General features: G+C 57.8%; 13 protein-coding genes. 11 read left to right on the top strand and 2 right to left on the bottom strand.

The window, feature by feature from the left end; genetic code table 11:
* Nucleotides 1-68: 68 nt before the first annotated feature.
* Nucleotides 69-2,525, bottom strand: coding sequence for an acyl-CoA dehydrogenase (locus MWU49_RS03215; protein ID WP_246968004.1), 2,457 nt, complete (start codon nt 2,523-2,525; stop codon nt 69-71).
* Nucleotides 2,526-2,769: 244 nt separating this feature from the next.
* Here MWU49_RS03215 and MWU49_RS17830 point away from each other — a divergent pair, with 244 nt between their 5' ends.
* The 4 genes from MWU49_RS17830 to MWU49_RS03195 all read left to right on the top strand — a co-directional run bounded on the left by MWU49_RS17830 (nt 2,770) and on the right by MWU49_RS03195 (nt 6,373).
* Nucleotides 2,770-3,639: a tetratricopeptide repeat protein gene (locus MWU49_RS17830; RefSeq protein ID WP_246968001.1), complete on the top strand. Its 870-nt coding sequence runs from the start codon at nt 2,770-2,772 to the stop codon at nt 3,637-3,639.
* Nucleotides 3,640-4,001: 362 nt separating this feature from the next.
* Nucleotides 4,002-4,340: a P-II family nitrogen regulator gene (locus MWU49_RS03205; protein ID WP_246967998.1), complete on the top strand. Its 339-nt coding sequence runs from the start codon at nt 4,002-4,004 to the stop codon at nt 4,338-4,340.
* Between the two features lie 10 nt (nt 4,341-4,350).
* Nucleotides 4,351-5,637: an ammonium transporter gene (locus tag MWU49_RS03200; protein ID WP_246967995.1), complete on the top strand. Its 1,287-nt coding sequence runs from the start codon at nt 4,351-4,353 to the stop codon at nt 5,635-5,637.
* Nucleotides 5,638-5,986: 349 nt separating this feature from the next.
* On the top strand, nt 5,987-6,373 hold the full coding sequence (locus MWU49_RS03195) for an SCP2 sterol-binding domain-containing protein (protein ID WP_246967993.1): 387 nt from the start codon (nt 5,987-5,989) through the stop codon (nt 6,371-6,373).
* 413 nt (nt 6,374-6,786) lie between these two features.
* On the opposite strand, the gene MWU49_RS03190 is transcribed toward MWU49_RS03195, so the two are convergent.
* Nucleotides 6,787-7,344 carry a molybdenum cofactor guanylyltransferase gene (locus MWU49_RS03190; RefSeq protein ID WP_246967991.1) on the bottom strand — a complete coding sequence of 186 codons (558 nt, stop codon included), beginning with the start codon at nt 7,342-7,344 and terminating at the stop codon, nt 6,787-6,789.
* 89 nt (nt 7,345-7,433) lie between these two features.
* Here MWU49_RS03190 and MWU49_RS03185 point away from each other — a divergent pair, with 89 nt between their 5' ends.
* The 7 genes from MWU49_RS03185 to MWU49_RS03155 all read left to right on the top strand — a co-directional run bounded on the left by MWU49_RS03185 (nt 7,434) and on the right by MWU49_RS03155 (nt 13,759).
* Nucleotides 7,434-9,395 (top strand): ATP-dependent DNA helicase, encoded by a 1,962-nt coding sequence (locus tag MWU49_RS03185; RefSeq protein WP_246967989.1) that lies wholly within the window; start codon nt 7,434-7,436, stop codon nt 9,393-9,395.
* Nucleotides 9,392-10,078 carry a tRNA (adenosine(37)-N6)-threonylcarbamoyltransferase complex dimerization subunit type 1 TsaB gene (gene tsaB, locus MWU49_RS03180; RefSeq protein ID WP_246967987.1) on the top strand — a complete coding sequence of 229 codons (687 nt, stop codon included), beginning with the start codon at nt 9,392-9,394 and terminating at the stop codon, nt 10,076-10,078. Before MWU49_RS03185 ends, tsaB begins: the two co-directional genes overlap by 4 nt.
* Complete coding sequence (locus tag MWU49_RS03175; RefSeq protein ID WP_246967985.1) at nt 10,075-10,512, top strand: thioesterase family protein; 438 nt, start codon at nt 10,075-10,077, stop codon at nt 10,510-10,512. Before tsaB ends, MWU49_RS03175 begins: the two co-directional genes overlap by 4 nt.
* A 32-nt stretch (nt 10,513-10,544) precedes the next feature.
* Nucleotides 10,545-11,342, top strand: coding sequence for an undecaprenyl-diphosphate phosphatase (locus MWU49_RS03170; RefSeq protein ID WP_246967982.1), 798 nt, complete (start codon nt 10,545-10,547; stop codon nt 11,340-11,342).
* A gap of 4 nt (nt 11,343-11,346) precedes the next feature.
* Nucleotides 11,347-12,072: a class I SAM-dependent methyltransferase gene (locus tag MWU49_RS03165; protein ID WP_246967979.1), complete on the top strand. Its 726-nt coding sequence runs from the start codon at nt 11,347-11,349 to the stop codon at nt 12,070-12,072.
* A 117-nt stretch (nt 12,073-12,189) separates the two neighbouring features.
* On the top strand, nt 12,190-12,885 hold the full coding sequence (locus MWU49_RS03160) for an outer membrane beta-barrel protein (protein WP_246967976.1): 696 nt from the start codon (nt 12,190-12,192) through the stop codon (nt 12,883-12,885).
* Between the two features lie 148 nt (nt 12,886-13,033).
* On the top strand, nt 13,034-13,759 hold the full coding sequence (locus tag MWU49_RS03155; protein WP_246967973.1) for an outer membrane beta-barrel protein: 726 nt from the start codon (nt 13,034-13,036) through the stop codon (nt 13,757-13,759).
* Nucleotides 13,760-13,817: the final 58 nt, after the last annotated feature.

Below are 13,817 nucleotides of genomic sequence, written 5' to 3'. Positions count from 1 at the left end.
GATCCCGGCTTGGGTTATCGCGCCGCGAGCGACGCTCCTACTGCTAGGTTGCGTTGATAATAGAGGCACTACATCACCGGTCTCTCCGCATGTACCTTCACCTTCTTCAGGTTCTTGTCGAAGGCATCGGTAAGCAGGCAGTCGTAACGCATGGCGTCGTACTCGTTGACGGCATCCACCTGGGATTCACTGATGATGCCCTTGGCGGCGGCGTCCTTGAGTTTGTCGATCACAGTCTTGCCCTCCAGCTGGCCTTTGCCTTCGGCCTTGAGGAAGGCGATCCAGGCCGGTTCCACTTCCAGCAGCTTGTTGTAAGTGGCTTCCACACGGCCGATGGCATCTTCCGGGTCCCGGGAAATGTAGGCGGGTTCCGCCAACGCATCACGAACAGAACTGGGAGCCATGATCATTTCCCCCAGCTGGCGGATCTGATCATCGCTGGGAGCCTGCGCCTTGCACGGACGACCCAATGGGAAGAACAGGCCTTTCAGCAGGTGGCCCAGACCGTAAAAGCCAAAGTTGCGATAAAAGTCTTCCAGCGAATCATGAGCCCGGCTGAAGGCCCGACGCAGTGCATAGCGGGCATGGGCGTCGTTGGCTTCATCGCGGGGCAGGGTGCCGTGATATTTCAGAATGGCACAGGCAATCAGCAGCTGACTGTGAACATCCCCCAGTCGGGCTGACAGCAGCTCTCTGCGTTTCAGATCACCGCCCAGCAGAGCCAGTGCCATATCCGCGGTGCTGGCCAGCACCGCGCTGTAGCGATTAACCAGTCGATACCACGGCGCGCTGAAGGCGTCGGCATTGGCTGGCGCATCGGAGAGGTAAGGACCGGTCAGGGCCTGAAGAACGGCGCTGCTGATATTGCCGAGTGTATGTCCGGCGTGCTTGAAGAACAGGGCATCAAAGTCCTGCAATCCCTTTTCCTTGTCATCGGCCTGGATGGCCTGCAATTCGTCATACAGGTAGGGATGACAGCGCATGGCGCCCTGACCAAAGATCATCAGCGAGCGGGTGAGGATGTTGGCCCCTTCCACGGTGATGGCAATGGGGGTGGACTGGTAGGGCAGCGCCAGGAAGTTGCGCGGACCCAACTGGATGCCGCGGCCACCGGCGATGTCCATGCCGTGGTTGATCAGCTCGCGCATCATTTCTGTGGAATGATACTTGGCCATGGCGGTCACCACGGACGGTGCGCCATCTTCCAGTGAGCGGGTCACCAGATGCCGGTAAGCTTCCAGCGTGTAGGCAATGGACGCCACTTCCGCGGAGGCTTCCTGCACGCCTTCAAATTCACCCACAGCCGTATTGAACTGGCGACGGATGCGTCCGAAGGCGCCGGTCATGCGATAACCCATTTCTCCGCTGGCCGTGGCCAGGGCGGGGAGGGAGACACCACGCCCGGCACCAAGACATTCAATCAGCATGCGCCAGCCCTTACCGGCCATGTCCGGGCCACCAATGATGGCGTCCAGCGGCACGAACACATCCTTGCCGTTGATGGGACCATTCATGAATGGGGAGCCCGGGTAGTGACGACGGCCAATCTCCACCCCCTTGGTGCTGGCGGGAATCAGGGCACAGGTAATGCCCAGTTCTTCTTCTTCACCGAGCAGGTGTTCGGGGTCATAAAGCTTGAAGGCCAGACCCACTACGGTAGCCACGGGGGCGAGAGTAATCCAGCGTTTGGCGAAGTTCAGGCGCATGCCCAGCACTTCCTTGCCATCGATCTTGCCCTTGCAGATGACACCTGTGTCCGGAATGGCGCCTGCATCGGAGCCGGCCTCCGGCCCGGTGAGACCAAAGCAGGGGATTTCGTCCCCCTTGGCCAAGCCGGGTAGCCATTGCTGCTTTTGTTCTTCGGTACCGTATTCGGCCAGCAGTTCACCGGGGCCGAGTGAGTTCGGCACCATGGCAGTGACCGCCGCGGTCAGCGAGCGGGTGGCAATCTTGCTCATGATGCGGCTCTGGGCATAGGGGCTGAACGCCTTGCCGCCGAATTCCTTCGGGATGATCAGACTGAAGAACCCCTTGTGCTTGAGGAAGTCCCAGACTTCCGGTGGCAGATCCTTGAGTTCGTGGAAGATCTTCCACTCGTCCAGCATGTCACACAGTTCCTGCACCTCATTGTCCAGGAAGGCCTGTTCTTCATTGGTAAGGGTGGTGAACTGGATATGAGAAAACTTTTCCCAGTCCGGACGTCCGGAAAACAGGTCGGCTTCAAACCAGGTGGTACCGGCTTCGATGGCTTCACGTTCGGTATCACCGATGGCCGGCATCACCTTGGCCAGGGCACCATAGACTGGTTTGGTCACAAAGCGCTGACGCAGATCCACATGATTGAGAAGGGTCACGCCTGCGGCCAGCACCAGTAACGCCAGTGGATTCACCAGCCAGGGGGCGAGAAAGGCGCTCAATAACCAGATAACGACGAAAACAACACTACCGATGCCACGACTGACCTGTTGATAGAACAGGGTCATGAGGGTGGCAATCAACACAACAATAGCCAGAAGGCTAAGCATGGTGGTCTCCTTTGCCTGAGTGAATACAATCCAGCGTACTCAGTGCCCATGCAGGCAGCGTGAAACCGTATCGTACCGATCCCGCGCTGAGGCAATGACACGGTGTCAGTCTACTCTCACTTGCTTTGCGGATGCACATCCACTTGCCTGCAAGGGCAGACATCGAATGCGACAGGCAACGTCGGATTTTGTTCACGTCATGCCTTACAATGTCGCGCATAGATAACGTGGCAGGAGTGCGTCCGTGCAGCAGAACAGTTTCATCGTGGAAGTGACCGAACAGAATATTCAGCAGGTGCTTGAGCAGTCCCGGCAGATTCCGGTACTGGTGAGCTTCTGGTCCAGCCGCAGCCAGCCTTCCTTGCAGATGGCGCCGGTACTGGAGAAGTTGGTCACTGAGTACCAGGGCAAAGTGATTCTGGCTACGGTCAATGCCGATGAGCAACAGATGCTGGCCAGCCAATTTGGTCTGCAGGCATTGCCCAGTCTCAAGCTGGTGTTCCAGGGGCAGTTGGTCAACGAGCTGGATGGCCCGCAGACGGAAGAGAGCCTGCGCCAGTGGCTCGCGCCGGTCGTGGATCCGGAAGCCGCCCAGGCCCAGCAGGAAGAGGGCTTTATCGAGCAGGTGCGCATGGCCATTGACGCCGGCCATGGCGAACAGGCGGAAGCGGCGCTGCGCCAGACTCTGCAACAGACACCGGACAAACATGCCATTCGCGCCCTGCTGGTGGAGTACCTGCTGGGGCAGGGGCAGCTGGATGAAGCCCAGTCGGTGCTGGCGGAAGTCACTGAAGATGCGGAGCCGCTGCGTCCGTTCCGTGCCCGCTTTGCGTTGCTGGAAAAACTGGAAGGGGCAGGGCAGAGCCTTAAGGATCTGGAGGCCAGGATTGCCGCCAGTCCCACTGCAGAAGACCTCTATGCCCATGGCCTGCAGGCTGCCGCCGCTGGCCAGTTCAAGGAGGGGCTGGAGTCATTGCTGGTATTGTTGCGTGACCACCGTGACTACAAGGATGGGGTAGCCCGATCCGCGTTGCTGGAAGTGTTCGAATGCCTGCCCAAGGGCGACCCGCTGGCCAGTGAATATCGCCGCAAGATGTTCAACTATCTTTACTAGTTAAAGACAAACCGGATCAGTTACCAGAGGCGCCTCCACGGCGCCTTTTTCTGTTTCTTTTGGGCTATTTTCCCATTTTTCGTATTTATTTGGTGCGCAAGAGAGCTGTTGACGTTTTTTTAGACAGCCAATGGCACTGTTTGGTGACGCTCTTCAGTTGTTTTGTGCGTCAAATGCGTGCAAAAAGATGGTGCGCAGGCCTGAATGTGCATTGATCTGGTGCGCTTTCTCGCTTTTTATGAGGTAACTGATTGATTTATATGTGTGAAATGTGTGGCCCGATTCTTGTATGCCCCTGACCGGTGCAAATTTACCGACACCGCTTTGTGTTGGTGCAAATTGTTGAGGACCAGGAGATAACCATGAAAATGCTGACTGCGGTGATCAAGCCGTTCAAGGCAGACGATGTGCGGGATGCGCTGGCCCAGATCGGGGTTCAGGGGCTCACCCTCACCGAAGTAAAGGGCTTCGGCCGTCAGAAGGGGCATACCGAGCTGTATCGGGGCGCGGAATATGTGGTGGACTTCGTGCCCAAGGTAAAGCTGGAGCTGGCGGTACGTGATGACCAGCTGGATCAGGCCATCGAGGCGATCATGTTGTCCGCCGGCAACGGCAAGATCGGTGACGGCAAGATCTTCGTTCAGGACCTGGAGCAGGTCATCCGTATCCGTACCGGCGAAACCGGTCAGGAAGCCATCTAAGGGGGAAGACATGAAAAAAATACTGGTTGCCTTGCTGATGCTGCCTTCACTGGCGCTGGCCGATGGCCTGGATGGCGGTGATACCGCCTGGATTCTGACTGCCACCGCACTGGTGCTGTTCATGACGCTGCCGGGCCTGAGTCTGTTCTACGGTGGGTTGGTGCGCAGCAAGAACGTGCTATCTGTACTGATGCAGTGTTTTGCGATTACCTGTGCCGTGTCGCTGGTGTGGCTGATTGGTGGCTATTCGCTGGCGTTTTCCGATGGCGGCAGCATGAATGCCTGGATTGGCGGGCTGCAGCATATGTTCTTTGATGGAATTACTCGTGAGACTCTGGAGGGGACGCTGCCCAAGAGCCTGCATGGGCTGTTCCAGATGACCTTTGCCATCATTACCCCCGCGCTGATTATCGGTGCCTTCGCCGAGCGCATGCGCTTCGGGCCGATGCTGGCGTTCTCGGTACTGTGGTTGCTGGCGGTCTACATTCCGGTGTGTCACTGGGTGTGGGGCGGTGGCTGGCTGGCCGAGCTGGGTGTGTATGACTTTGCTGGCGGTATCGTGGTGCATATCACTGCCGGTGTGGCCGCGCTGGTGGCGGCCAAGGTGCTGGGTAACCGCAAGGGTTTCCCGACCCAGGGGATGATGCCTCACAACATGACCATGACCGTGACCGGTGCCGGCATGCTGTGGGTGGGCTGGTTCGGTTTCAATGGCGGTTCTGCGCTGGCCGCCAATGGTGATGCCGCCATGGCCATGCTGGTGACACATATCTCGGCTGCTGCTGGTTCTCTGGCCTGGATAACCATGGAATGGAAGAAATTCGGCAAGCCTTCGGCGCTGGGTATCGCCACCGGTATGGTGGCGGGTCTGGGCACCATTACCCCCGCGTCCGGTTTCGTCGGCCCTGCGGCGGCACTGGTGATTGGTCTGTCGGCCGGTGTGATCTGCTTCTACGCGGTGATTTTCATCAAGCACAAGCTGCATATTGATGATTCTCTGGATGTGTTCCCGGTGCACGGTGTGGGTGGCATTCTCGGTACCTTGTTTGCCGGTGTGTTCGCTTCAACTGAACTTGGCCTGTTCTCAGGTTATGGTTTCGCCAAGCCTGAATACACCATGCTGGACCAGCTGGGGGTACAGGCGCTGGGTGTGGTCTCTACCTTTATCTACACCGCGGTCATTACCTGGGCGCTGCTCAAGCTGATTGGTCTGTTCGCCACCCTGCGTGTTGATGGGGATGAAGAGACCCAGGGGCTGGATATTGCCCTGCACGAGGAGCGCGGTTACGACCTGTAATCGACTCTCTCTGGCGTACAGACAGGAACCCGGCCTTGCGCCGGGTTTTTTTGGGCTGCTCTGCGGCTGTATCACGCTTCACGCAACACGACGCAGGCAAACCCGGGAAACCCCCTCTGTGAGAACACTTCTGCCTGCCCCTGAAGGGCGCAGGGGCTGGCGGCGGTCGGCTGCCCGGCAGGCGCCGGTCGGTCGTCCCGTTTTTTGTCCCCGCAGGACCCGCTTCACACTATTGCCACCCCCTGGGGGTTTCTATAAGGTACAGGTAAGTTTCGAACGCTCGTTTGAATTGGTCCTGTGGCCTCCTGCGAGGGGGCGTCGAAGCCATAACGATATTAAGGAGATAACAATGAGCCTGGAATTTTTGTCTGACGAGTGGTTTGCGAAGGTTAAGGAACTGCGTGATGCAGCGGGAGAGATTGCGGCTCCGGGTGCACTGGCTGAGCTGGTGATCAACATCACCGTTTCCCACGACCAGGGTGAGAAGCTGATGGCCCTGGTGGCCGGCATGATCGAAGAAGGTCATCACGACGCGGCAGAAACCACCCTGATCCTGCCTGCTGACCTGGCCAAGCGCATCTTTATCGAAGGTGACCAGTCTGCCGGTATGCAGGGCTTCATGAGCGGCCAGATCCGCATCGAAGGTGACATGAGCAAGCTGATGGTGCTGCAGACTGCACAGCCGTCTTCTGATCAGGTTGAGCTGATGAAGAAGATCCAGGAAGTGACTGTTTAATCAGGACACGCCTGATGCTGGACGCCTGAGGCCTGACGCCTCGAATTGTCCGGCGATCAAGGAAGCCCGCCCGGTTCTCCGGCGGGCTTCTTTGTGTCTGGGCATTGGGAGGATGCGCTGTAGGAGCCTGCCTGCAGGCGATCCGAGCCTTGGCGAGGTAAAAAGATTCAAGTTTCGAGTAACGAGTTTCGAAAGGCAAAAACCAGAATCTAGAGCCTGCCCGCCGGTTTTAGATTTTCGCAACTCGTTACTCGAAACTCGCTTCTGAAATCCTTACCTCGCTGAGGCTCGGATCGCTTGCAGGCAAGTTATTGGCTCCGCTCACCCCTTCGGGGCCGCACTCCGTGCGTTACTCCGCTGCGCTACGTTCCCACAGCAGGCTCTAGCCAGGGTTTTATCGATGCCAAAAGCCATCATGCATCTGGCGTCAGGCGTTCCGCATGATTCCGGTTCTGTATCGGAGTAGCCACCGCCACTTCCTGTAGCGGCAGCTGTTCCAGCCAGCCGTAGGCGCTGCGGCCACCTGCATCCAGATACTGGCTTAGGCTGTCTCGCCAGGGCTCGGCATGGAGTGCCATGCACAGGGGCTGGCGGCGAATGGGATCGCGGGCGACGCAGACATGATCCGGTGCGGCCTTGTTGAGCAGGTCACTGACCAGGGTAGAGGGGGGCTGCAGCAGGTCGCAGGGCAGACACACACATGGGCCTGTGGCCACGGACAGAGCGGATTCCAGACCGGCCATGGGCCCGGGAAAATCTGCACGCAGGTCTTCAACCACCTGATCCGCCCAGTGATTGTAGGTGGCCAGGTTGCGGTTGGCGCTGATAACGATGCGGGCAGGGCGGGGGCTAATATGATCCAGCAGATGGGCAATCAGGGGTTTGCCTTCCACTTCCACCAGTCCCTTGTCGGCGCCGCCCATACGCGTGCCTTTGCCTCCGGCCAGAATGATCAGGGTATAGTCGTTCATTGGACGCCTGCTTGCGTTGGGTTCCTGCAGTGAATGGGCTATCCTCTCCGGCGCCGCCAATGACGGCATCTATTGATTCAGGATATGTTGTGACCAGTGCCCGTTCCCATCTTACCGATTTAACGCGTTTTGCGCCGCTGCTGCCGGGCTATCAGCCCCGCGAACCCCAGTTGCAGATGGCGGATGCGGTGGAAAAGTCCATCCGCAGTGGTGGCACCCTGATGGTGGAAGCAGAAACCGGCACTGGCAAGACGCTGGCCTACCTGGTTCCAGCCCTGCTCTCGGAAGGGCCGACCCTGGTTTCCACTGGCACCAAAAGCCTCCAGGACCAACTTTTCTTCAAAGACCTGCCCATGGTGCGCAAGGCACTGGGGTTGCCGCGCAAGGTTGCGCTCCTCAAGGGGCGGGCCAATTACCTTTGTCCTTATCGCCTCGAACTGCATCAGGAAGAAGCCCGCTTCCTGACCCGGGAAACCGTGGAGCAGATGCAGATCGTGGCGCACTGGGCCGGTCGAACCCGCACCGGGGATATTGCTGAGCTGCAGCAGCTGCCGGAAGATGCCCCCATCTGGCCGTGGGTGACCAGTACCGCAGATAACTGTCTGGGCACCGATTGCCCCAGTTACCAGGAATGCCCCCTGATGAATGCGCGCAAGGAAGCCCAGGAGGCGGATCTGGTGGTGGTAAACCATCACCTGTTCTTTGCTGATGCGGCCCTGCGTGGCAGTGGTGCAGGTATGGAGCTGTTACCCAGTGCCAATACGGTGATCTTCGATGAGGCCCACCAGCTTCCGGAAATTGCCGCCGCGTTTTTCGGTGACACACTCAGTACCCGTCAGGTTCAGGAACTGGGCCGCGACAGCCTCTCCGAAGCAGGCCAGACCAGCGCCGACCTGGCTATGCTTAATCAGCTGATTGCCAGCGTGGAGAAGGGCTGTCTGGACTTTCGTCTGAGTCTGGGAGAAATGGAGCGCCGTGCGCCCTGGTCGGAAGTCTGTGACAACGACGCGGTGATGCAGGCGGGTGAGGATCTGCTGGAAGCGTTGCGCCAACTGGATATCTTTCTCGGGCCGTTGGCCAAGGCCAGTCGGGGAATGGAGGCCTGTTCGCGCCGCGCCAGTGAACATGTGGACTGTCTGGCGGCCTATCTCAAGGGTGATCAGCCAAATCGGGTGTACTGGTTTGAAACGTTCAAACGCACGGTGGTACTGCACAGCACGCCGTTGTCCGTGTCCGCGCAGTTGCGAGCCCAGCGGGAGCGTAACCCATGCAGCTGGGTGCTCACTTCAGCCACCCTGTCTGTAGGTGGGCGCTTCGAACATATTCAAAAGCGATTGGGCCTGGATACAGCAGATACCCTGCGGCTTGAGAGCCCGTTCGACTTCAAGAAACAGGCGGTGTTTTATGCCCCTGAAGGGCTGCCCCCGCCGAATGATCCGGATTACACCCGTCAGCTCACCGAGCAGATGGTGCCAGTGATCGAAGCGGCCGGCGGCAGAACCTTTTTCCTGTTTACAAGCCACCGGGCACTGCGAGAAGCGGCCGGGATATTGCGCACGCGGATCTCCTATCCCTTATTGGTTCAGGGGGAATCAGGCCGCCGTGAACTGCTGGACAGTTTCCGAGACAAAGGTAATGCCGTGCTCCTGGGCACCAGCAGCTTCTGGGAAGGGATTGATGTTCGTGGTGATGCGCTCAGTTGCGTGATCATCGACAAGTTGCCATTCGGTTCCCCGGGGGACCCGGTAGCCGCGGCGCGTATCGAACATATCAACCGCAATGGCGGCAATGCCTTCCGCGACTATCAATTACCCCAAGCAGTATTGGCGTTGCGCCAGGGGGCAGGGCGTCTGATCCGGGATCCGCAGGACACCGGACTACTGGTAGTGGCGGACCCACGCTTGCTGACCAAGAGTTATGGCAAGCTGTTTGTGAACAGCCTGCCCAACATGACCCGGACCCGGAAACTGGACGTGGTACAACGGTTCTTTGCCTACCTTGCCCGTCAGGCAGGCACGGCAGAAACCACTGAACAGGAAGGCCAAGCATGACACGAATTCTGGCGCTGGAAACCGCAGGGGAATCCTGTTCGGTGGCCTTGCTCGATGACAGCCTGCCTGCGGGTGAGCAGATCCGTGAAACCTTCGAGATCGCTCCGCGCAAGCAGACGGAACTGGCCTTGCCCATGGTGGAAGCCATGCTCTCTGATGCCGGGTTTGTGCTCCGGGATTTGGACTGCATTGCCTTTGGGCATGGACCGGGAGCCTTTACCGGTGTGCGTGTCGCCGCCGCCGTGGCCCAGGGCCTGGCCTTTTCCGCTGACCTGCCAGTAGTGGGGGTGTCCACCCTGGCAGCCTGTGCCCTGAGTGTGCCGCTGGCGGAAGATTGCAGGCAGGTAATCGCCTGCTTTGATGCCCGTATGGGTGAGGTATATCTAGGCGCCTACCGCATCAACGAGGATGGACTGGAAACGGTGCTGGCGGATGGCCTGTTCAAGCCCGATGCCTTGCCAGAACTATCGGGGCAATGGCGGGTTGCCGGTTCCGGGCTGGTCTATCAGGAGCAGCTGACCACCCGCTATGACGTCTGTGCCTGCATTACCGACGCGCACCCCCATGCCAGTGCAGTGGCAACGCTGGCATTATCCGCTTTCCTGCGTGGCGACGCGGTCAGTGCCGATCAGGCTCAGCCGGTGTACCTGCGCGATCAAGTGATACAGGGGGCGGTACGATGATCAACTGGGATCTTGCCAATGTGCATGTGCTGGAATTTACCGTGCCAGCAGAATCCATCGATGTGATGGGGCATGTGAACAACACCGAATACCTGCGCTTCATGGAGCAGATTGCCTGGGACCATACCACGGTACTGGGATTGGGCTGGGATATTTACCAGAGCCTTAACCGGGCCATGGTGGCACGGCGTACCGAGGTGGATTATCTGGCCCCGGCCTTCGAGGGTGAGAAGCTGGTGATCGGTACCTGGATTGTTGAAAATGATCAGCGCCTGAGTATCACCCGGCGTTATCAGATCATTCGTGAGTCGGACGGCGTAACTTTGTTACGAGGGCGCACCCAGTGGGTATGTGTGGCGTTGGACAGCGGCCGCCCCAAGCGCATGCCGCCTGAGTTTGTTCAAGGCTATAAGGTCACCGCCCGCGAGGCGTGACAACTCAATTTATCAATCAGTAAGGACAATCCATGGACTGGTTTCAGGCGCTGATTCTGGCACTGATACAGGGGCTCACCGAATTTTTGCCGATCTCCAGTTCGGCACACCTGATCCTGCCTTCGGAAGTGCTGGGCTGGCCCGATCAGGGGTTGGCGTTTGATGTGGCCGTCCACCTTGGAACGCTCACGGCGGTGATGGCCTATTATCGTCGTGATATCGGCGCCATGCTCGGTGGTGCGGGTCAGGCCGTGGTGCACCGGCGCATGAATGAAGATCTGCGTCTGGGCCTGTTGGTGGTACTGGCGACGATCCCGGCGGTGGTAGCGGGTTTTCTGGGCGATGATTACATCGAACGTGAACTTCGATCCGCGCTGGTGATTGCCATTACTACGCTGGTTTTTGGTGTCTTGTTGTGGCTTGCGGATGCCTTCGGTTCACGTTCCCGGTCGCTTACTCAACTGGGGGTGGCGGGAGCTCTGATGGTGGGCCTTGCCCAGGCGCTTGCGTTGATCCCGGGTACCTCTCGCAGCGGCATCACTATTACGGCGGCGCTGGCATTGGGCCTTCGCCGTGAGGAAGCCGCACGTTTTTCTTTCCTGATGTCGATTCCGGTGATTCTGGGCGCCGGTTTGCTGAAGACCAAAGATTTGCTCGAGCTTCAAGCCCCGGTGGACTGGGGGTTGATGGCATTAGGCGCCATTGTCAGTGCGGTGACAGCCTACCTGACCATTGTGTTTTTCATCCGTCTGCTGGAGCGCCTCGGTATGCTGCCCTTTGTCGTGTACAGGCTCGTGCTTGGTGTGGCTCTGCTGGCGTGGATGGCATGACGACATGAGCACCGTGGTAGGGTTGCTACCAGGCTGCCCAGCGGGACTGCCAGGCTCGCCGGTTGCAGATGAAGCCGCGGCGCTGGAAATCGGCTGTGGGCTGGTGATGGGGCTTCATGAATGCCGTCTCAGCCTGTGGGTACCCGGCGGAAAAGAGACCCCCCTGTCGGTGGATTTCAGTCATGGCAAGCAGGGCTATCGCCTGGACCCGGACCGGGTTCGTCATGAACGTCTGATCAAGGCGCTGGGCAAGCCCCGGGATGACCGCTATCGGGTAGTCGATGCCACAGCCGGCCTTGGACGGGACGCGGCTCTGATTGCCCAGGCCGGTTTCGAGGTGGTGCTGATTGAACGCTCTCCCCTGATACATGCTCTGCTCGCTGATGGGCTCGCTCGTGCACCCGCTGTCCTGGCAGAACGGATGTGGCTGTTACCCTGTCAGGACAGTCGTGATTTACACGAGCATGATTTGCATGCGGTTTACCTGGATCCGATGTTCCCTTCGCGGGAAAAAAGCGCTGCGGTAAAAAAAGATCTGCTCTGGCTGCAATGGATTAACGACTATCCTCCGGCAGAGGAAGAGCAAGCCATGCTGGATTGGGCCCGAGCCCAGTCTCCCCACCGAATCGTGGTGAAACGACCGGCCAAGGCCCCGAATCTGGCAGGTCAGATGCCAGGGTTTAGTCAGAAGGGTAAGGCGGTTCGTTTTGATGTCTATCCTCTGGGCTGATCAATACAAATTCCAAAATCCTCCTTCCGGGCAATGTTCTTCTTTCCCTCCGATTCTCCATAGTTAATACGGGATCGTTTCTTTCTTAACCGTGTCACTTTTCTCAAGGAGTGGGAAATGAAGACGTTTGGACTCTTTTGCGTCCTGTTGACGCTGAGTGGCCAGCTTTTGGCTGGTCCTTTTGTTCGCTTGGGCTATGGATATTCTGACTATCGCAGCCAGAGCATGTCGATCAAACATGAAGGCTACCCGGAGATCTCGCTGGACAATTATGATCCGGGTGCTGCCGATCAGGTGCTGCTCAGCGCTGGCTATTTCGTCAATCCGCATTTCCGGGTGGAACTTGCACTGGATATGGGGCTGGCCAGCAGGGATACCGATCGCGTGACCTATACCCGGGGAGATTCGGTGACTGGCAATATCAGTGCCGAAGCCTATAGCCGAATCTTTCTGGTCAATGGCTATTTTCACTTCAAGGGCGAACGCAGCGCAGGCAAGTTTGATCCTTATATGGGCGGAGGTATCGGGCTGGCGGTAAATCGCTTTGAGGGGGTCAGTACGGCTATCCCCACTACCAGCGCCTCTGTCAGCAATAGTGATGACACCGATTGGGCTTTCAAGCTTGGAGGGGGGCTGATGTATTGGTTGAGCGATGATTTGAGCGCCGACCTTTCCATTTCCTATACCAACGCGGGTTCCGTCACTACCGGCGACAAGGCGTATCTGGAGGGCGTGTCTGTTCCCTTTGCGGAGGGGCTGGATATTGATCTGGAAACCTTTAACTACGGCCTGGCCATGGTGTACCAGTTTTAATTAACTTGCCGTCTTTCTGGCTTCGTTTGTTTTTTGTTGATTTGTGTGTGTTGCTGTTTTGTGACGTCGACATCAGGAGCGTCCCGTTGATAATCGGTCGGGAACTTCGGTTCATACACAAGGACATAACGACCGAAACAGGACGACAATGATGAAGAACGTTTCCCGCTTGCTTGCGTTGACTTCTGTGGCTGCCATGGCTCTCCCGGCTGTGGCTGTTGCAGACAATTATCTCCGTCTCAGCTACAGCATGGCGGATTATGATGAACAGGATCTGGAATTTACTCTGGCTCCTGATCCTGCCGCGCTTTTTACCATCGACGGCTATGATCCCGACAAGTCGGATTACTATGGACTTGCGGTCGGAACATGGCTGACGGATCACCTTCGAGCCGAGCTTGCCCTGGACCTTTCCCAGGCGAGTAAAGAGAAGGATAGTGTGACCTTCGGGAATTTTGGTGGTGTGATACCGGCGGATTTTGACGCCAAAACCTCAAGCCATCTTTTGATGGTGAATGCGTTCTATCACTTTGTTGCGAACCGTTCCAAGGGCTCGTTTGATCCCTACGTCGGCCTTGGGCTTGGTGCTGCCGACAACGAAATCAAAGGCATGACTATTTCGGTGGGGCCAGATTTCGCCACGCTGGACGATGGTGAAAATACCGAATTTGCCTTCAGGGCTGGCGCGGGCATTGGTTTCTGGATCACGGACGAGGCTTCTGTTGACTTGTCGGTATTCTACGTCGATGCCGGCATGGTGGAAGGCGGTGACTTCGCCATTGATGGCGGGAATCAGTTTATCCCCATCGCAGAAACTGTAGAAGTGGAACTACAGAGCATCAACTATAGTCTGGGAGTGAATTTCTCTTTCTAGGCATAGACAAAGTGGATAAAGAATACCCGCTTTTCAGCGGGTATTTTTTTGTCCTCGA

It is taken from the genome of Alcanivorax sp. S6407, assembly GCF_023016115.1.
Classification (GTDB): Bacteria; Pseudomonadota; Gammaproteobacteria; order Pseudomonadales; family Alcanivoracaceae; genus Alcanivorax.
Note: the sequence above shows the minus strand (reverse complement) of the source record. Positions and strands in the feature narration are given on the sequence as shown.

Coding starts and splice junctions, on each gene's coding strand:
- MWU49_RS03170 (WP_246967982.1), top strand. CDS start 10,545: ATGGACTGGTTTCAGGCGCTGATTCTGGCACTGATACAGGGGCTCACC.
- MWU49_RS03215 (WP_246968004.1), bottom strand. CDS start 2,525: ATGCTTAGCCTTCTGGCTATTGTTGTGTTGATTGCCACCCTCATGACC.
- MWU49_RS03160 (WP_246967976.1), top strand. CDS start 12,190: ATGAAGACGTTTGGACTCTTTTGCGTCCTGTTGACGCTGAGTGGCCAG.
- MWU49_RS03200 (WP_246967995.1), top strand. CDS start 4,351: ATGAAAAAAATACTGGTTGCCTTGCTGATGCTGCCTTCACTGGCGCTG.
- MWU49_RS03175 (WP_246967985.1), top strand. CDS start 10,075: ATGATCAACTGGGATCTTGCCAATGTGCATGTGCTGGAATTTACCGTG.
- MWU49_RS03205 (WP_246967998.1), top strand. CDS start 4,002: ATGAAAATGCTGACTGCGGTGATCAAGCCGTTCAAGGCAGACGATGTG.
- MWU49_RS03190 (WP_246967991.1), bottom strand. CDS start 7,344: ATGAACGACTATACCCTGATCATTCTGGCCGGAGGCAAAGGCACGCGT.
- tsaB (WP_246967987.1), top strand. CDS start 9,392: ATGACACGAATTCTGGCGCTGGAAACCGCAGGGGAATCCTGTTCGGTG.
- MWU49_RS03195 (WP_246967993.1), top strand. CDS start 5,987: ATGAGCCTGGAATTTTTGTCTGACGAGTGGTTTGCGAAGGTTAAGGAA.
- MWU49_RS03165 (WP_246967979.1), top strand. CDS start 11,347: ATGAGCACCGTGGTAGGGTTGCTACCAGGCTGCCCAGCGGGACTGCCA.
- MWU49_RS03155 (WP_246967973.1), top strand. CDS start 13,034: ATGATGAAGAACGTTTCCCGCTTGCTTGCGTTGACTTCTGTGGCTGCC.